This window comes from Bacteroides sp. NSJ-48, assembly GCF_014287405.1.
Classification (GTDB): Bacteria; Bacteroidota; Bacteroidia; order Bacteroidales; family Bacteroidaceae; genus Bacteroides; species Bacteroides stercoris.
Genome location: NZ_JACOOD010000002.1, coordinates 134059 through 152347, shown reverse-complemented (window position 1 = coordinate 152347; position 18289 = coordinate 134059). Strand labels below are relative to the sequence as shown.

25 protein-coding genes are annotated in these 18289 nt (G+C 49.2%); 17 read left to right on the top strand and 8 right to left on the bottom strand.

From position 1 onward, the window contains the following. Positions 1-538: 538 nt before the first annotated feature. From ltrA to H8S52_RS01750, 4 genes are all read left to right on the top strand, one after another. Positions 539-2206 (top strand): group II intron reverse transcriptase/maturase, encoded by a 1668-nt coding sequence (gene ltrA, locus H8S52_RS01765; protein ID WP_004323414.1) that lies wholly within the window; start codon positions 539-541, stop codon positions 2204-2206. Next, positions 2190-3293 (top strand): DNA methylase, encoded by a 1104-nt coding sequence (locus H8S52_RS01760; protein WP_118364388.1) that lies wholly within the window; start codon positions 2190-2192, stop codon positions 3291-3293. The genes ltrA and H8S52_RS01760 overlap by 17 nt, the downstream gene beginning before the upstream one ends. A 452-nt stretch (positions 3294-3745) precedes the next feature. Continuing rightward, a complete protein-coding gene (locus tag H8S52_RS01755) occupies positions 3746-4270 on the top strand; it encodes a hypothetical protein (protein WP_007569350.1) in 525 nt (174 codons plus the stop codon). Positions 4271-4299: 29 nt separating this feature from the next. Then, a complete protein-coding gene (locus H8S52_RS01750; protein WP_007569349.1) occupies positions 4300-4710 on the top strand; it encodes a hypothetical protein in 411 nt (136 codons plus the stop codon). Between the two features lie 491 nt (positions 4711-5201). Here the strand turns inward: H8S52_RS01750 and H8S52_RS01745 are convergent, their stop codons facing one another. Continuing rightward, positions 5202-5510 carry a hypothetical protein gene (locus tag H8S52_RS01745; RefSeq protein ID WP_171059048.1) on the bottom strand — a complete coding sequence of 103 codons (309 nt, stop codon included), beginning with the start codon at positions 5508-5510 and terminating at the stop codon, positions 5202-5204. A 17-nt stretch (positions 5511-5527) separates the two neighbouring features. Between H8S52_RS01745 and H8S52_RS01740 the strand changes: the two genes are divergently transcribed. From H8S52_RS01740 to H8S52_RS01705, 8 genes are all read left to right on the top strand, one after another. After that, positions 5528-5974: a hypothetical protein gene (locus tag H8S52_RS01740; protein WP_007569346.1), complete on the top strand. Its 447-nt coding sequence runs from the start codon at positions 5528-5530 to the stop codon at positions 5972-5974. A gap of 468 nt (positions 5975-6442) precedes the next feature. Then, positions 6443-6856 (top strand): single-stranded DNA-binding protein, encoded by a 414-nt coding sequence (locus tag H8S52_RS01735; protein WP_007569341.1) that lies wholly within the window; start codon positions 6443-6445, stop codon positions 6854-6856. A 246-nt stretch (positions 6857-7102) separates the two neighbouring features. Continuing rightward, positions 7103-7858, top strand: a complete 756-nt coding sequence (locus H8S52_RS01730; RefSeq protein ID WP_007569340.1) for a ParA family protein — start codon at positions 7103-7105, stop codon at positions 7856-7858. A gap of 7 nt (positions 7859-7865) precedes the next feature. Beyond that, positions 7866-8120: a plasmid partition protein ParG gene (locus H8S52_RS01725; RefSeq protein WP_007569339.1), complete on the top strand. Its 255-nt coding sequence runs from the start codon at positions 7866-7868 to the stop codon at positions 8118-8120. A gap of 465 nt (positions 8121-8585) precedes the next feature. Continuing rightward, entirely contained in the window at positions 8586-8837 is a 252-nt protein-coding gene (locus H8S52_RS01720; RefSeq protein ID WP_007569334.1) for a hypothetical protein, read from the top strand. A 53-nt stretch (positions 8838-8890) separates the two neighbouring features. After that, on the top strand, positions 8891-10645 hold the full coding sequence (locus H8S52_RS01715) for a ParB/RepB/Spo0J family partition protein (RefSeq protein ID WP_007569332.1): 1755 nt from the start codon (positions 8891-8893) through the stop codon (positions 10643-10645). Between the two features lie 60 nt (positions 10646-10705). After that, positions 10706-10873 carry a hypothetical protein gene (locus H8S52_RS01710; RefSeq protein ID WP_007569330.1) on the top strand — a complete coding sequence of 56 codons (168 nt, stop codon included), beginning with the start codon at positions 10706-10708 and terminating at the stop codon, positions 10871-10873. Positions 10874-11286: 413 nt separating this feature from the next. Further along, positions 11287-11802 (top strand): DUF4313 domain-containing protein, encoded by a 516-nt coding sequence (locus H8S52_RS01705; RefSeq protein ID WP_007569328.1) that lies wholly within the window; start codon positions 11287-11289, stop codon positions 11800-11802. Between the two features lie 124 nt (positions 11803-11926). Here H8S52_RS01705 and H8S52_RS01700 read toward each other — a convergent pair whose 3' ends face one another. Beyond that, positions 11927-12124 (bottom strand): hypothetical protein, encoded by a 198-nt coding sequence (locus H8S52_RS01700; RefSeq protein WP_154396197.1) that lies wholly within the window; start codon positions 12122-12124, stop codon positions 11927-11929. Between the two features lie 137 nt (positions 12125-12261). Between H8S52_RS01700 and H8S52_RS01695 the strand changes: the two genes are divergently transcribed. Beyond that, positions 12262-12738, top strand: a complete 477-nt coding sequence (locus H8S52_RS01695) for a hypothetical protein (protein WP_007569325.1) — start codon at positions 12262-12264, stop codon at positions 12736-12738. 69 nt (positions 12739-12807) lie between these two features. Here H8S52_RS01695 and H8S52_RS01690 read toward each other — a convergent pair whose 3' ends face one another. Together H8S52_RS01690 and H8S52_RS01685 are read right to left on the bottom strand one after the other, a co-directional pair. Further along, on the bottom strand, positions 12808-14088 hold the full coding sequence (locus H8S52_RS01690; protein WP_007569324.1) for a type II toxin-antitoxin system HipA family toxin: 1281 nt from the start codon (positions 14086-14088) through the stop codon (positions 12808-12810). Then, entirely contained in the window at positions 14085-14399 is a 315-nt protein-coding gene (locus tag H8S52_RS01685; protein WP_007569322.1) for a helix-turn-helix domain-containing protein, read from the bottom strand. Before H8S52_RS01685 ends, H8S52_RS01690 begins: the two co-directional genes overlap by 4 nt. A gap of 369 nt (positions 14400-14768) precedes the next feature. On the opposite strand from H8S52_RS01685, the gene H8S52_RS01680 reads away from it, so the two are divergent. From H8S52_RS01680 to H8S52_RS01665, 4 genes are read left to right on the top strand one after another with little or no spacing between them, the layout of a single operon-like run. Then, complete coding sequence (locus H8S52_RS01680; protein WP_007569317.1) at positions 14769-14966, top strand: hypothetical protein; 198 nt, start codon at positions 14769-14771, stop codon at positions 14964-14966. 11 nt (positions 14967-14977) lie between these two features. After that, positions 14978-15250, top strand: a complete 273-nt coding sequence (locus tag H8S52_RS01675; RefSeq protein WP_171059051.1) for a hypothetical protein — start codon at positions 14978-14980, stop codon at positions 15248-15250. 10 nt (positions 15251-15260) lie between these two features. Next, positions 15261-15533 (top strand): hypothetical protein, encoded by a 273-nt coding sequence (locus H8S52_RS01670; RefSeq protein WP_007569311.1) that lies wholly within the window; start codon positions 15261-15263, stop codon positions 15531-15533. 32 nt (positions 15534-15565) lie between these two features. After that, positions 15566-15943 (top strand): hypothetical protein, encoded by a 378-nt coding sequence (locus tag H8S52_RS01665; RefSeq protein WP_007569310.1) that lies wholly within the window; start codon positions 15566-15568, stop codon positions 15941-15943. A gap of 202 nt (positions 15944-16145) precedes the next feature. On the opposite strand, the gene tatC is transcribed toward H8S52_RS01665, so the two are convergent. Genes tatC through H8S52_RS01645 form a run of 4 tightly spaced genes read right to left on the bottom strand, consistent with a single transcriptional unit; the run spans position 16146 to position 18287 of the window. Continuing rightward, entirely contained in the window at positions 16146-16949 is an 804-nt protein-coding gene (tatC, locus tag H8S52_RS01660; protein ID WP_186909233.1) for a twin-arginine translocase subunit TatC, read from the bottom strand. Position 16950: 1 nt separating this feature from the next. Next, positions 16951-17148, bottom strand: coding sequence for a twin-arginine translocase TatA/TatE family subunit (gene tatA, locus H8S52_RS01655; RefSeq protein WP_007569305.1), 198 nt, complete (start codon positions 17146-17148; stop codon positions 16951-16953). A gap of 30 nt (positions 17149-17178) precedes the next feature. After that, positions 17179-17262: a twin-arginine translocation signal domain-containing protein gene (locus tag H8S52_RS20140; protein ID WP_080783879.1), complete on the bottom strand. Its 84-nt coding sequence runs from the start codon at positions 17260-17262 to the stop codon at positions 17179-17181. Continuing rightward, positions 17259-18287, bottom strand: a complete 1029-nt coding sequence (locus H8S52_RS01645; RefSeq protein WP_007569304.1) for an alpha/beta fold hydrolase — start codon at positions 18285-18287, stop codon at positions 17259-17261. Before H8S52_RS01645 ends, H8S52_RS20140 begins: the two co-directional genes overlap by 4 nt. Between the last annotated feature and the right edge of the window lie 2 nt (positions 18288-18289).

Genomic DNA, 18289 nt, shown 5'->3' with positions numbered 1-18289 from the left:
CAAGACAAGACAGAACCGTGAGGGGAAGTCAAGTACGGTTAGTATCATACCGTAGAGTGGCGAGGCTGGATAGTATGGTTAGCGCAAGCGAACTGTTAGTAAACTTCGTAATGTCACGAAAGAGTGTAAGATACTGGCACACTCTACCCAAAAGGGAAGCGGTCGGTTAATCCTCTCCATGGTAGGATTACACGGATATAAGCACCGCCGGAGGATGAGACAGAACCTAACCTATCCGTTAGTTATCTATGTGGAACATGGTAAGCCTGTATATCTCCTGTCATGTAAAAATGACAGGTAAGCTGACAGCAATGAAAGCCGAATGGTGTGCAGGTATAAGATAACAGAAAAAGCGAATGCCGTTCTGTAATGGAGCGGATACGGATTGAACCGACATCACGGGCTGATGTGGGCGACATCATCCGACACGAAAGTGGGCAGACTTCTGTGACGACATTAGGTAGGCAATCAAACCGAATGTTGTCAAATGGTGATTCTTTACAATTAACTTTTAGAACTTTCAAAAGGAGGAAAGCAAATGAACGAAAACAAGACATCGTGTGCGCCTGCTGACAATCAGCAAACACTTTGGGACAGAATAGACTGGACTAAAGCGGAGTTGGCTGTCAGAAAGCTACAAGCACGAATTGTAAAGGCTCAGAAGGAAGGCAGATACAACAAGGTGAAAGCCTTGCAGTGGACGCTGACCCACTCTTTTTACGCAAAAGCCTTAGCCGTAAAGAGAGTTACTTCTAACGGAGGTGGCAACACCCCCGGAGTGGACATGGAAACATGGGAGAAACCCGAAGCAAAAACACAAGCGATAAGCGAACTCAAACGCAGAGGCTACCAGCCGAAGCCATTGAGAAGAGTCCACATCAAAAAGAGTAATGGCAAACTGCGACCGTTGGGAATACCGACAATGAAAGACAGAGCCATGCAAGCACTCTACCTTATGGCATTAGAACCAGTGTCGGAAACAACAGCCGACTCACGTTCATACGGTTTCCGCAAGGAACGCCGCTGTATGGACGCGGTAATGCAATGCCATAACATTCTCCGAAAAGGCTATTCTCCCGAATGGATTCTGGAGGGTGACATAAAGGGGTGCTTCGACCACATCAGCCATGAATGGCTGCTTGCCAACATCCCTATGGACAAGGCAATACTCCGAAAATGGTTGAAATGCGGCTATATCTTCAACAAACAGATGTTCCCGACAGAGGAGGGAACGCCACAAGGTGGCATTATCTCTCCCACGCTTGCCAATATGACATTGGACGGATTGCAGAAAGTCCTTGCAGAGAAATATAAACGAGTTAGAATCAAAGGTAAGTTATATTCGCCAATGGTGAATCTTGTCCGTTACGCTGATGACTTTATAATTACCTGCGAGAACCGTGAAACACTTGAAAAGGAAATCAAGCCATTGGTAGCCGACTTTATGTCTGAAAGAGGTCTGACCTTATCAGAAGAAAAGACGGTGATAACCAATATCCGTGACGGTTTCGATTTTCTCGGTTTCAACATCCGCAAATTCGGCAATGAAATATTGACCAAGCCGACCAAGAAAGCCGAAAAACGCTTTATGGAGAATATCCGTAAGGTGACAAAAGGTCATAAGGGTTGCAAGCAGGAATCATTAATCAGGATGTTGAATGCTAAAATTCGAGGATGGGGAGCATATTATCAGCATGGGGCGACACGTGATTCTTTTCACAGAATCGACCATCAGATATTTCTCGCCTTGTGGCAATGGGCTAAACGCCGTCATTCCAAGAAAGGGAAACAGTGGATAAAAGACCGCTATTGGCACAATATCCGAGGGAACAGCTGGACTTTTGCGGCTAAGTTCAAGAAATCAAACGGCAAAGAAGACCAACTTACCTTGTTGAAACTGGCATCTTCGTTTCCTTTTCTGCAATATACGCAGATAAAGGGGGACATGAATCCGTTTGACGCAGACTGCCGCCTGTACTTCAATAAAAGAATGAAGTCAAAGATGCTTGTGACGCTGAAAGGACGTAAATCCCTGCTTTACCTATGGGAAAAGCAAGGTCGGAAATGTCCGATATGTGGTGAACCGATTGACACGCATAAGGCATGGAATGTAATGCCGACCGTACAAGACGGACGGAAATGCAATCTGTTGGTTCATGATGAATGTTTCAAATTATCCCGTAAAAACAATGGAAACAAGAAGTAGGATGAGCCGGTCTCTGCACACGAACAGAGACTTTGAAAAGCTTGAGCCGTATGAGGGGAAACCCTCACGTACGGTTCTGAGGGGGGAAGAGGGCAGTAATGCCCTTGACCTACCCGATCGCCCCGCCGACATGGAGCAGCGCAACGGTCGTGCGGTACGCAAAGGCAACACCGTTAAGCTCTGGGGAAACAATACCGTGGACGTGGTGATTTACGGAACGGAAAAGACGCTCGACGCTTACAAATTTAACCTGTTGAAAACCAAGCAAATGTTCATCAACCAAATTAACAACGGTACGATTGCTGTGCGCCGTATCGACGAGGACGCTATGGACGAGGATAACGGCATGAATTTCGCCGAGTTCGTGGCTCTCCTGTCGGGAAATACCGACCTGTTGGAGAAAACGAAGCTCGACAACAAGATTATGCAGCTCGAAAAGGAACAGGCCATTTTCAAGAAAGACCGTATCAGGGCCGAGCGTAAGATTGCGGCCAACCGGGAAGACATGACAAAGGCCGAGAGTGCGGCGGCACGCATGACGCAGGACTGGGAATATATCACCTCTTACACCGGAGACCGGACGACCCGGCTGTTGAACCTCGCACAAGCCACGGCGGAAGAGACCGGACGGGAGCTGCACCGCATTTCCAAGACCTACCGCAACGGGGCAATCGGTACGATAGGCACGTATGCCGGATTGAACCTGTCGGTGTACAGCGAGTATGACATGGGCGGTACATTCTACCGCAACACGTTCCTCGTCGAGGGCGTAAGCGGACTGAAATACCGTTGTGGCATATCGGGAGCATTGCCTCTGGGCTTCGTGGAATCCTCCCGATACCCGCAAGCCGCCCTCGCCAAGCTGCCCGGCATGATTGAGGAACAACGGCAGAAGATAGCCAAGCTGGAGAGCGAGATACCCGCTTTGCAGGGAATCATCGCCCGCAAGTGGAGCAAGGCGGACGAGTTGGCAAGGCTCAAACAGGAGTGCAACGCTTTACAGCATCGGATCGACGAAAGCATGAAAGAGGCGGAACGCACGCAGTCCGCCCTTTCCGAACACGAGGCCACCGACAAAGCGGCATGACCATAATTCATAGATTTAACCTTTTCCCTCTGTTCGGTTACAACACCGGACAGGGGATTTTTTCACCTTCCGGTCTGCCACGGCCATACCCGGTTGTAACGGAATCTTCCCCTTGTACCTCCAGCCACTCCTTTTATACCACACACCTTGTCTTTTATAGGCAGGCTTTCGCTTCCCCCCCCTTTGTAGATTGAGATGCTATCACGAACCGACGACCGTAAAGCCCGACACTTTTTTCCGCAAAGTTGATTGCATCTCAAAACTTTGCCTCAAGGCCCATCTTCGATTTTCCTGATGAAAAATCTTCCTTCTCATTCCATTCCAAGAGTATTTTTCATGGAATCCTTGCTGCAAACCCCGTGATGCAAAGACGAGGCAGAAAAAAGAATCGAACTTTCCGGTAATCGCTCGAACCGGAGGGAAATAAAAAAAACTTAAAAACAAATTGAAACATGAAAAAAAATTCGCTTTTTGACAACTGGTTCGTTTACAACTATCAGAGATTGCGTAACATATTCGGACGTTACCTGCACGAGGACGCCTTTCACGACGCCTATTTGGCGATGAAACGGGAAGTCGTGATTTCGGAAATACCTGTCGAGAGCTTCGAGCCTTATTTTTTCGGCGTGTACAAAAAGTGCAGACTGAAATGTATTCACAAGGATAGTTGTTACTGTTTCCCCGACAACGAACATTTCTTTTTGCTCATGCAGGAAGAAGAAACACCGTCCGTCGAGGTGCTGGCAGCTTCCGACAAGCTGGTGTATGACATACTGCTGTTTGTGAAGAAGAAATATCCCCAAACGGACTACGAGCTTTTCAGACTGAAAGAGTACGAGGCGAAATGTTCATACAGACACCTTTCCGCCTATGCAGGCATTTCCGCAAGTGCGATACACCGGAGAATAAGCGATATAACCGACACTATCCGCAATCACGAAGGATTTTCCAAAAGGTACGCCCACGTAAGCATGTAATTTGTATAACCCGTAAATAATTCAAGAAAATGAAATTTGTAATTTACAACGTCGAGAATTGCCGGACAAGAGAAAACCGTGTAGGTAAAAGAAGCATAAGGTTCAACAGCGTTACCGGCAACATGTATCTATCCACCAAATTGGCAAAAGAAATGAATATCACAATGAACGACCGACTGGAGTTTGGCTGTGATGAAAACAACCCGAAAGAGTGGTTTCTGCACAAAACCACTGACAAGCGAGGTTTTCCGCTGCAGTTCAACAGGGGAGGAACACGTTTGAGGAATAAGTACATCTGTAAGACCATTTTGGATATAGCGAAGGTCAAGGAGAGCGCAACATTCTTGGTATCGAAAGACCCGGTAAAGACCGAGCTGGGGCCATTTTACAGAATAATACTTTCTTGCCCCATTCTCCCGAAGAACAAGCCCAAACTATAAGCCGATAACCTCTGTGGTCTGTCCGATGGGCGAAAGCCCTCCGGACGGATTGCGGGGCAACCGATACCTTTTATAGTACGATTACTCCTTTTTTACCTTCAGGCTGTTTCCCTATTATACGCCGGCTTTCCCAACCCCGTGAACCAGTGGAAAGTCTGTGCCGTAACAAGTCGTCAGGGAAAGGTACGGGAGGCCGTTCAAAACCGGCGGCAGCCCGGATCGTGCCGTTCCATGCCGGAGCTTCGACCTGTCGAAACAACACGGTATTCCACAGCCCGACCGGTCTTTATGCCGCTGGTTTCGGACTTTCCGCCTCTGTTCCGTATCTTTCCCTTGTGACCTGCCACGTCAAGGGCAAACGGTGATACTTCTTATTCGCTCCGCGCTTTCATTCCGCCCGGTCGAAATTCAGGCGTGGAGCGGATAAGGAGAATCCCTTTCATGTTTGCCCCGGCAGACCCTTGCCTGACCCGCCCAAGCCGGACCCTTTTCTACTTCGCTTCCCCTGCATTTATACAGGCAAAGCCGTACTCCCTTTTTACCATCATATTTACCGGTCTGTTCCGGTCTCCTCTCTGCCGGTATCGTCCGGTTTGCCAGATGCAAAGGTCGGCTGCCATGCTTGATCCGGCGGCTTGAAGTGCATTCCCCGCAAATTCTTCCTTTCCATGAAAGCGTAATTGGCCGGGAAACCCACCGTATGAAGCCCTGTCGGCAGCCGTGTTCCGCATCTGTAAAATCCCGGAACGGTTCAGACAGAGAGAAGAATCGAAAAAAGGGTAAAAAAGCAGATGTTTCACGGCATAAAAGACAAGTGATGGACAAGAAAAATTGTAAAACAGGCAAACGCATGAAAAGGCAGGTTGAAAAAATCCTGATGGTTATCAATGTCAAATGGGAAATCATAGATATTCTTCAAATAACCAATCGGCGTTTTATGTACAATCCGCAAACGGGAACTTTAATTTTAGGAGACGAAATCTACGGTAAAACCATTTGCAGTTCCCATTCACAAGAGTTCCATGCGTCAAGAGCAGAAGGCTGTTTCGATGATTATTTGCGCGGGTGGATTGGCACATCGAAAAGCTACCCTCACGGGATTATCCATTTTGCCCCCGCCGTCATCATGGAACAGTTCGACAGAGGGTTTGACGCATTACAAATGTTCGCCGGACTTGAAGGCGTAAACGGAGATACTATCGTCAGAGGGTTTTGTACTTTGCCAGAACAAAGGATGGGCGATTTGCTGCATTCCTCCCTTTGAGATACCGGTTCTGACAAAATAAGCTATGATAAGGTATCGTGCCTATGACAACATCGTCGGTGAAGGGCACGATACCCGTTTGTAAATTACCGCAACTCCGTTGGCGGTTTCCTTTTATACCTCTCTCTTTTCCTCTGCTCTTATACTTGGGCGAAGCCCTCTTCCCTTTATATCAATTATATGTATAACCTCTACGGTCTCCTCTCTGCCGTCACCGTCCGATTTTTCAGATGCAAAGGTAGGCTGCCGCGCTTGATCCGGCGGCTTGAAGTGTATTTCTTGCAAATTCTTCCTTCTACGAAGAGTAATTGGCAAGAAAAGCCGTCGTATGAAGCTGTACCGGCAGCCGGGTACCGCATCTATAAAATCCCGGAACGGTTCAGGCAGAGAAAGGAACCGAAAAGAGGGAAAAAATAAACAGTTAGGTAACGGCAGGACCAACCACCTTGCCACAAACAATTTTCTATTATGTTACATGTTCACACTATCGGACGCATCGGCAAAGATTGCCAAGTAATTTCAGGAGCACACGGCTCATTCATGGCTATGGACATAGCCGTTGACGATTATTCAAAGGGGCAAAACATCACCACTTGGATAAGGGTACGCAGCAACAAGGACAACCATATCCGCTTGTCCGAATATCTGACGAAAGGGAGACTCATACTTGTTGACGGCACGCTGTCATCTTCCCTGTGGAAAGACAAGAACGGCGAGAGCCAGATACAGCTCTCCATCACGGCAGAGAGTATTGCCTTTATCAATACCGGAAGGCGGGAAGGCGCGGCAGCCGGAGAGGACAATGCAGTAAGCGGAGCAGACGGCGCACCCGTTCCTCCTGCAGATTTCCCGCAGGACGAAAAGGAGGATTTGCCTTTCTGATAAGAGAGTAAACCTTTGAAAATAAGCGAATACTAAATGTAGTATATCCTATATGTAGTAGATTAGTAAGCCACTCGTCTGCGAATGTAGGATATACTACTCTTAGTCAAACTTTATTTTAGTATAGTAGTAAATACTAAAATACTACACTGCTAAAACAATAGTTTTTAGTGAATTAGTATATACTAATTTTAGTATTTACGAAAAATAGTATTAACTTTGCAAGTGGAATAAAAGAGTGAAACGATGACAAAAATAATTGCGGTCTTGAACCATAAGGGAGGGGTCGGAAAGACGACCACCACCATCAATCTGGCTGCGGCCCTGCAGCAAAAGAAAAAGCGCGTGCTGGCTATCGACATGGACGGTCAGGCGAACCTTACGGAATCCTTCGGCCTCTCCATTGAGGAAGAACAGACGGTGTACGGGGCGATGAAAGGCAAATACCCCTTGCCATTAGTTGAAACGGCAGGAGGTGTAACCGTCGTACCGTCCTGCCTCGACCTCTCGGCTGCCGAGGCAGAACTCATCAACGAGCCGGGACGGGAACTGATATTGAACGGCCTGATTGGCAAGTTGCTCGAAAACCGGAAATTCGATTATATCCTTATCGACTGTCCGCCCTCGTTGGGGTTGCTGACGCTGAACGCCCTTACCGCCGCAGACTACCTGATTATCCCGGTACAGGCACAATTCCTCGCCATGCGCGGCATGGCCAAGATCATGAATGTGATTGCCACCGTCCAGGAACGCCTGAATCCGAAACTCGCTATTGGTGGCATTGTAATTACCCAGTTCGACAAACGCAAGACACTGAACAAAAGTGTGGCCGAACTCGTCAAGGATTCATTCTGCGAAAAGGTGTTCAAGACCGTTATACGGGATAACGTATCTTTGGCCGAAGCTCCCATAAAGGGCAAGAACATCTTCGAGTATAGCAGGAACAGCAACGGAGCCAAGGACTACATGGCACTGGCGCAAGAGGTACTGAAATTAAAATAATCCCGATATGAGCAAGAGCGATTTACTGAAAGACAGCATGAAAGGCGGACTGGACGGGTTGCTGTCACCTACGAAAAAGACTACCGGCGGAAAACAGCCGGTAGCAGCCCCCACGGAAAAAGAAACGGCGGTTCATTGCAACTTCGTCATCAACAAAAGCATTCATACCCGTATGAAATTCCTCGCCATCAAGAAGAACATGTCGCTGAAAGACATCGTGAACGAGGCAATGAAAGAGTATCTGGAGAAGAACGAACAATAAACACAGGCATGGCTACCGCGTCTGCCCACCCCGGAGACGGCAGCCATGCGTCCTTTTTTATCCGCCCGCTGTTTCCATAGGGCGCATTCCTCCTTTATAGTCTTACCATCTTTCTCTTTTTTACCTGCCCGCAAGTACAGGCACATGGCCCGTTTTATCCCTATTCTAACCCTGACGGGCATATCCCTTTTCTACCGATTCCCTTACCGCTTTCCCGGCTTCATTCTCTGCCGTCACCGTTGTGTTTTATCAGATGCAAAGGTCCGCTGTCGCGCTTGATACGGCGGCTTGAAGTGTATTTCCTGCAAATTCTTCCTTTCTGCGAAAGAGTAATTGGCAGGAAAAGCCGTCGTATGAAGCTGTACCGACAGCCGTGTACCGCATCCGTAAAACCTCAAAGCGGTTCAGGCAGAGAAAGGAACCGAAAGGAGGGAAAGAAAAAAACAACGTAAAATTGACAGCGATATGGATAAAATCAAATTGGTAGTTTACAACGAGTACGCACTGGGTTATATCATGCCCGAACAACCCGGCAAAGTTTGTACGTTGGTGGATAGGATAACGCTCGGCGCACCGTTTCGGACAATGAATGAACCCTATTTCATCGGGAAAAGAGATACCGTCAGACTGGCGGGCAGAAAGGACTTTGACACGTTTCGGATAGTGTTCGACGGGTACGACAATCCGGAAATATACGAGTATGACACCGCACAATAAAGACAATAGTAATCAAACAATCTAATGTAATAACAAATTAAAATTTATGAATTATGGAAACAGCGAACATTCAATCAGTAGTAGAGAACAACATCGTATCAGTTGCATTGATGAATATTCAACCGAGCAACTATAACCCACGCAAGCACTTTGACGAGGCGAGCCTTGCCGAACTGGCCGAGAGTATTCGTCAGCAGGGAGTATTGCAACCTATCGGCGTGCGCCCCATTGTGGACACCGACCGCTTCGAGATTATTTTCGGAGAGCGCAGGTATCGTGCCGCCCTTATGGCAGAACTGACCGAAATTCCGGCTGTCATCTTGCATGTTTCGGACGAGACCGCCGCCGAAATGGCCGTGACGGAGAACCTGCAGCGCAAGGACGTTACCCCCATAGAGGAAGCCAACGCCTACCAAAAGCTCATGGAAAGCGGTCGCTACGATGTGCAGTCATTGGCCGTGCAGTTCGGCAAAAACGAGAACTATATCCGTACCCGTCTGAAATTCGTATCATTGATACCCGAAATCGCCGAACTTCTGGAAAAGGACGAAATCACAATCAGTGTAGCGAGTGAGATTTGCCGATACGGTACGGATATTCAGAAAGAGGTGTACTATAAACACTTGAAAGACAGCGACAGCATGTTGTACGACTGTTGGCGAGGACTGAAAGCCGCCGAGGTGGCAAAGTTTATCGAACGGGATTTCACGACAGACCTTAGCCGTTACGCATTCGACAAGACCCTATGCGCCTCATGCCCCCACAATACCAACAACATGATGTTGTTCTGCGAGGGTGGTTGCGGAAATTGCGCCAATCGGAGTTGTCTGGCCGAAATGAACGCTTCCTATCTCGTGGAGAAAGCCTTGCAGTTTGTGGAACAATACCCCTCCGTATCATTGGGCTACCAAGATTTCAACAATAACATGCTTGCGGTGGAACGCCTTACCGCTATGGGGTACGAGGTCGAGCACCTCAATACCTATGCCACGGCATACCCCGAAACGCCGGTAGCACCCGAAAAGGAAGAATACGACACTACCGAGGAATACGAGGCGGCATACAAGGAGTACGAGCAGGATTTCAGCAACTATATGGAAAAATGCAAGTCAATTCATGAACGAATCGATACGGGCGAACTCACGTTTTATATCTGCATCGGGCAGAAAGAAATTACGCTGTGTTACATGGCAAGTGCTGCCGCCAATGCGGACATGGCTACCGAAAAACAACTTTCCCCGGTGGAAAAATTGGAACAGCAGGACAAACGTAACAAGGAAATAGCCGTCGAGAAAACCGTTGCAGACGCTAAGAAACAGATTTTGGACGTTGATACGTCTGAAAGCAAATTCACGCAGGACGAGGAAAAGATGATATATTTCTTCCTGCTGTCGTCTCTCCGCAGGGAACACTTCGGGGTATTCGGTATCGGGGAGAAAAAAGCCTACCAACACCTTGAGGACGAAGAAAAAATGAACATCATCGCCAACCTCACGGCCAAGCAGAAAGCCGTTATCCGCAGGGATTTCTTGATAGACAACTTCAAAGGCGCATACGGCAATAACGCTGCTGCGACCCTCTTGCTCGATTTTGCCCGTAAGCACATGCCCGACACGCTCGCCGAAATTGAAAGTGGATATAATGAGGTGTATGAGAAACGCCATAAACGTATCGAGGAACGCAAAGCCGCCTTGTTGGCAAAGGAACGGCAGACAAAGCCCGAAGAAGCCGCCGAGGCAGAAAATACACAACCCACGGCAGAGGTACAACCCGAAGAACATACGCAACCCGAAGAGGTCGCAGCTTGACCATAATTCAATAGTAGGACGGAGAAATCCGTCCTACTGTCTAACCAATCAAAAGAGGTAATGATGAAATGTAAGGACTGCAAACATTACAACGGTGCGACAATGCCCGGAGCGGGATTGTGCAATGCCACGCAGGCACGTACTTTTGCCACGACGGTCTGTTTCAATGGACTGTTCACCCCGAAAAAACGGCAAGACGAACCGGATAGCAAGACCGGGAAGAAATAGCGCAACGCTACAGAGAGAGAGCCGCAGGAGCGGCTGTCTTTTTTAGCACTGCCGTTGGCAGATCTCCCTTTTTATCCCTTCGTTTTCCTTTTGTACGGAAATCCCTTCGCCAACGGCTCTGCCCGTCGGGACATGCTTTTTCCGGTGCAAAGGTATTGCCTTGGAGGAACATTCAAGTACCGCTACGCTATTTGAACACAATTTTTCAGCAGCTTTCCCGATTTTCAATCGTCCATATTTCGCGGACGCTCAATACCGCAACTATAAAATTCTGCCCAAATTCCTTGCCTGTTTCTCCCTGAAAGGCAATCTTTAATGCACGTAAAAATCAAATCCCGACAGGAGAAGCCTGAAGGCTTCCGAAAGGAGGGAAAAAATAAACAGATTGTTCAACTGATTAATGTTAAGATTTTATGGAAATTCAATTTGCTATCGTGCGTTCCGAAAACAGAGAGTATTTGTGCTACAAAGCAGGTGAAGCGTATGTAGATGCCAGCAACCCTATGATTGCTTTTACCGCAGGTGAAGATGAATTTGAAATCGTAGAGCCGGACAGCTCTTTCAGACAGAAAGAATACGAGTTCAGAGGCGAACGGTATTACCTCGTACCACGGTTTTATCGCAATGGCTGGTTGGCTCTTATCTTGGTAATGGTGGAAGATGAAGACGAATATATCGTACTTTCCGTCAATTTGGAGGAAATGGATGCGCTCGGTTTGCCGGACCGTACCTTTATCGACGTGAACAATTACCCGGATGCGTTGGACTTTTTGGTAGAAAACAGATTGGCGACCGATTCCGGCTACAAACGCAGGAGCGGCTTCGTGGAATACCCTATGGCTATGTTGAACCTGCCGCTTCTTTATCAGCATAACCCGCAAATTTTCCAAAAAGCGAACATCGAGCCATTCGGAGAAGAATGCTTTTGAAAAGGATTGTTCCCAAAAATGAAAGTGTCGGGTTCCGAAGATTGAATGTACAAGATGGCGTACTGATAACACAGTCAGTGCGCTATCTCCTTTGTCTTTATCGCCCGCCTTCGTCCTTTTATAGTCAGCCTCCCGGATACCCCGCCACCGCCCGTTTCCTCTTATAATTGCATTCTTTCCCTTTTGTAGCGGCACGAGCCGCCTGTTTCTCCCGTCCGGCTTTCCCGTCCCTCACCGCACGGGTTTTATCCGATGCGAAAGTCGGTCGTCGCGCTTGATTCTCCGGCTTGAAGTGCACTTCTTGCAAATTCTTCCTTCCCAAGCGAAGCGTAATTGGCAAGAAGAGCCGTCGTATGAAGCTGTGCCGACGACCGTGTACTGCATCAGTAAAACCCCGAAGCGGTTCCAAAGGAAAGGGATCGAAAAAAGGGAAATAAATAATCAATAATTCACAAGACAATGGGAAAATACGATTTTATCAAGACAGGGAATCTGCTTTATTGGCATGACCCGGACAACGGTTTGTCCGATGGGGCTTACCGAGTGATTTCTGCACCGGAAAACATGGAAGACGACAGCATTATTCTGATTTCGTCCGGTACTTCGGAAGCGGAGGTTTTGCCTTCGGAATTATCGCCGATAAACACGGGCAGAAGTCATAAAGAGGATTTTTTGCGCTGGAAAGCGGAACGTGAAGCCGAAGGCATGGAGTTTTATAATCGCCTTTCCGAAGTCATGGAAACGGAGGACGATTTGGCCGTAGGCGACATGGTAGCATTTACAAACGATTATGGAGTAGTATTCGGCCCTCAAGAGGTATTAGCTTTCAGGAAGCCTTGGAATGGTGACAGATGCGTGTATCTTGACAGCGACGCCTATTGGTTTCCCGACCGTCCCGACCAGTTGACCCTCCTAAGCAAGAAAGGGGCGGAATGACAACGACAAACCCACCCGCCACAAAAACGGGTGGGTTCATTTCCCCTGCATGAAATCCCATGCTCTATTTTAATCGGCTCGCACGCACTCCACTCGTGCAGCGATTTCCTTTTCTATCGTTCCTATCCATTCCTCTCCGACACCGGCCTCCCGGCCGTATTCCGGGTAACGCGAAACGATGCCTATGGTCTTTTCTATGAACGGCTCTGCGGCCTTTATACCGTACCGGCGGGCTACTTCCAGCAGGTCTGCCGCAGTAATACCCTCTGTCCGGTTGTTGATAGTCATGCTGTGGCGGTTGACGTAATACGGTGCGTCCGGATCGACCGAGAACGTGTAGTCGTAGGCCGGAGCAACGTGCCAACGCCCGTCATCGCCCATCAGGAAGCTGAAATTCTTGTTATGGTCATCGACGTTCCCGCCCAGCACGTTCAGCACCATCAAGCGAAACAGTTGCCGGAGTTCCCCCGGCGGCACGCCGATACGGCAGGCCGCCTCGAATAGTGCTTCGTAAGAATCTGCCGGGGGGTTCATGGCAGCCAATGTCTGGATATGCACCTTCTTGCCGTTCCGGCGGTCGAAACGCTCGGTCAGGAAGTGCGCTGTCTGCTCACCTTCCAACAGGCGGCTCGGCATCATCTGAAGCCCGGCGTCTACGGCCATCAGGTAATAACTGTATTCTATCCGTGTCGTCGGCATCTTCTGGTGTTCGTCGAACTTGACGATCATCGGCGTGTAGCCCGGATAAGGGGTCGCCACCTGTCCGGAGTAACATTGTCCTTCCCCGAAATTGACGTTGACCACCGCTTTGGGCCGTCGTCCTCCTGCGGACGTTCCTACCTTGAACAGGCTTTCGACCATCAGGTTGCCCGATACCGGGACGTTGAACCGTCCGGCTTCCTCGAAAGCCTGCCGGGCCAGTTGGTAGAGGTCAGCGATCTCCACCTTGAACGGTGTCTCCAGTTCCTCGGCAGTGGGCGGGACGAACTCCAATGCCCCCATGCCGCGCCGTCCGATATAGGCGAGACGGTCGAGGGCGGACAAGTCCCTCATACGGATATGATGCACTTTGGCCCATTCGTTGAACACGGTGTTTCCCCAATGGTCGGGCAGCGAATCGGCTATGAACGAGGGCAGGCCGCCGAAAAGCCGCTCTTCATCGGGATAGACCGGCAGGCCGCGCTGTGCGGCAACCCCTTTTACCGGCGCACGGAGCGGGGCGATGTCGTAGCCGTCGCGGACATAATCGCTGTCGAAGTAGAAACAGGCTTTGCTGCGGTGTCCTTCCCGATTGGCGACAAGCGTGCCGACCTTTTTATCCCATAGGATTACATCGAGACTTTCTATCATTTCTTGCCCCTCCTAACTCGTTTAGGTATCAGTTTCTCGATTTCCCGAAGCGCCATCGGCGGCATGGGAAGTTCCGGCAGAATCTCCGCGAGCCGCTCTGCCTGACCGAGCGCACGCAGCAGGGAGATGAAATTGGCCAAGGTCAGGTTACGGCTGACCCCCTGCTCGAAATGGCTGATAGTCGTCTGGCTTACACCCGACTGTTCGGCCAGCTCCTTCTGGCTCATGCGGGCGGCCAGACGGTACTCCTTGACCCGCTTCGCCAAAAGCGTCAGCATATCGCTGTTTGTGGTATAGTTCGTTGTTTCCATAATGTCAATATATCACTATTTATATGCAAATATAACAACAATTATCCATATATAGATATATAAATTCTCTTTTTTAGCTTCCAGCCGTCCTTTTCTACCGCTTTCAGGTCTCCGTATTCTCTCCCGTCTGGCTTTCCCGTCCGTCACCGCACCGGTTTTTATCGGTGCAAATATGGGCTGTCGCGCCTGATTCCGTCGTTTTGAAGTGCATTTCTTGCAAATTCTTCCTTCTGCGAAGCGTAATTGGCAAGAAAAAACGTCGGAAAGGGCTTTTTCGCCAGCCCCGGAAAGCACCATAAAACCCGAAGCGGCTCCGGCAACAAGGAAGCCGAACAGAGGGAAAGAAAAACAATTATTAAAATTTAACAAATGAAGACATTAGAAGAATTATTGCAAGAACTGGGCTGCGAAGGTAGCGCATTCGACAGTACCGGAGAATTTACAAAAGCGGGAGAAAAGGCGTATGAACGCTTGGAGCACTTGCTGTATGACATAGAAAGTCTTACAGGCAAAAAGGTGACACCCATAATTGAGGAACTTGACAGAATATGCAACGAGAACTATTAAAATTCAAGAATATGGACATTAAAGAAAGCAAAGAATACCGCCTCGCCAAAGACTGGGAAATGGCGGTAAACAGTTTCAGTTTCAACCCCGAACGGTTCGCGGCGGCAATCCCGGACATGCACCCGACGCTTCAGCAAAGCCTGTACCGCCTGATTAAGGCGTGTATCAAGGTCATGGCGGACGAAACACGCCGTTACGATGACCGGAACCGGGCATCGCACGAGGAAGCGAAGCATATCATGGAATACCTCAATGAACACGGAAAAAATGTACCATTAATATAAAAACGACGATATGAAAACAACTAAGATTCAATTCAACGGCAGGTCTTATTACTCCCGCATCGTGGAATCTGTCGATGGCGAAGAATTGCTTATCGGTTCGACAATCCTGCTCGATGCCTTGCAGCCCGGCAGTTTCAATGACGAGAACGAAGGTTTTGCCAGTAAAGAAGCCGAAAGGATTTATGACGAGATTTTCTTCTTTACCGACGAGAGAACGCTTCAGCTTCCCGAAAACGAGTTGATAGCCGAACTCAAAAAGGATAACCCCGATTGGTTCGAGTAAATCATGGAATAATAATTTATAAACTTAGAATTATGGAAAAAGAATATGTAATGCAGGTCGCACAGACCATTAAGGAACAGTTAGTAGCGTTAACCCCCATGACCGTCCTCATGTCGTGGGGTATCAAAGAGTTTGCCGCCACCCTATACAGGGATTTGCCGGCACTCCGCATTAAGGTGAACGGACGGCTGCACGCAGGGTACGTCATCGTCGCACTCAACGGATCGGATTATTACGAGGTCTATCTTGTGAAAGGAATGGAGGTGGAATGTGTGAACGAAGAGGTTTGTTTCGACGAGTTGGGAGACGTTATCGACCGGGCTATCGAGAGCGGCACGGACAAAGCCGAGTACGATAAATTCTGCGAACAGGAGCGACAGAATTTATATGTAACTGTTGTCACTGTCTGATTCCTCTTTTTAGGGGATGAAAGCCGTGCCTTTCGGAAAACGAGCAGGGTACGGCTTTTCTATGTATAATGCAGAAACGAATAAAAACCTGCCGTTTATAAAACGGATTACCTACGTGTTACAGTACCTTACCTCTTATTGTAAAAAGGTTTGTTTTATCTTTTGGCCGGCAGATTGTTTTTCACTTCAAGATGTCGTTTCTTTATCTGTCTACTGCCTTTTTACTTGCAGCTCTATTTACGACCAGAATGCTCGCTTCATATAAAACACACATCGGCAATGTGACCAATGACAACGTGAACACGTCCGAAGTCGGCGTGATGACAGCCGCAACGATAAGGATAATCACTATAGCGTGCTTCCGGTAACGTCGCATGAAATCGGCGGTGAGAAACCCCAATTTGGCAAACAGCCATGATAAAATCGGAATCTCGAACACGATACCCATTGTCAGGCACATCAGCACGAGGGTCGAAATGTAGGATTGCAAGACGATCATGTTCTCCACTTCACCGCTGACCTGATAGGTTCCAAGGAAACGGAATGTCAGCGGGAAAATAAGAAAGTAGCTGACCGCCACACCCATCAGGAACATTGCATAGCCGCCTCCGACTATCCGCACGGCATATTTCCGCTCGCAGGCATACAGGGCAGGCGACACGAACCGGAACAACTGGTAAAGGATATAGGGCGACGCGCACAGGACACCCGCGCATAATGCCGTCTTCATGTGGATGACGAACTGCCCGGCCAGTCCCGTGTTGATGAGCTGCACGGCAAAACTCCCGGTCTCGCCGCCGGCCCATGCTGCAATCCGGTTGAAAAGACGGTACGTGATGAAGCCGTCGTTTTTCGGGGCAAGGATAACGGCAAAAAGTTTTTCCTTAAAACAAAAGGCGGCGATACCGAACACGACGGCCACGGCGACGATTTTAACAATCGCCGTCCGCAGCACGTCCAAGTGCTCCCAAAAGCTCAAGCCGTCCGTTTTGTCTTCCTTTGCCATGTCACTCCTCTTTCTTGTCGGTATTTTCGGGACTGATTTCTTTCTCCATGCCGTTCATACCTTCCTTGAATGAACGGACACCTTTGCCGATGCCTTTCATCAGTTCGGGAATTTTGCGTCCTCCGAAGAACAGCAGGACGACTAATGCAATCAGCAGCACTTCCTGCATACCGATGCCTCCGATAAATAATGGTATCATATGAAAATTGTTAAAGGTTGTTCGATTAACTCAATAGTCGTTTTCAGTCATCGTTCCGCCGGCTATTCCCGCCATTTTCAGAAAGTTCCTTCGTCCATGACTCCGCCTTCTCAATCCAGTCCTTTCTCATGTAACCATCTCGACAGGTGATCGGCCACCTCCACGTTGTTCAAATCGGAGAAGGGAAAATGGGTGTTGCCCTTCAAACCTATCTCCGGCAGATGAATGACCGTGACATCGCCGCCGTGTTCGTTGAGCAAGGCAGCCCATTTGCGCATCAGATGCAGGCGTCGTGTCCATTCGTACAGTTCCGGCCGTTCGTCGGTTTCCGGCAGATTGTCGCCATAGTAGATGATGATAGGGATTTTCGTGAACTGCAGAAATTCTTCCATCGGCACTTCCACGCCTTCGGTCTTCTTCGACAGGGTTAGTACTTTCCCTTCCTCCGGCATCTGCCCTTCGGGAAAAGGCACGTTTGTTCCCGGCTCGTAGGCGACGATGGCACGGATGTTCCTTGTCTGCGGCAGTGTAAGCCATCCGACACCTCCGCCCTGCGAATGGGTGACGAAGACAGCCGGACCTATCCTGTCGAACAGTGCGGCATACGCCTTGGCGTAGACATCCAGATCGGGAGGGCCGAGAGTTGGCGTCATCTGACGGAAATACTGGTTCAGAGCCTCCTTGTCGCGGCTGAACTGCACGCCCTCGAAATAATCGGGCCAGATGCCCACGCGGAAACGGTTGAACCACGTCTCCTCGTCGAAGACGGGGGTAACGGTTGCGGGTGTCGTGCTCCGCCCCGCGTTTCCCCGGCGGGGCTGGTCGACGAGATAAGTCTGGAAACCGCGGCGCAGGAAAATATTCTGGAACCCCTCGCGGCCGTCCGGCGTAGTTTCCCATGTCTTGGAAAACTGCCCCACGCCGTGGGCGAAGACAAGCGGGTATTTCCGGGCATCGACGGGTTTCTGATAGAACACGTAGGCGTGGTCGCCGTGATAGGTGCGCCCCAGTGAATCGGTGAGCACCGTGCCGCCCACGGCGAAACTGCCCTGTTCCTCGATTTGCATGATATTCCCGTTGCGTGCGTTGCAACCCGACAGCAAGGCGGCGGCCATCATATAAAAGACAACCTTTCTCATAC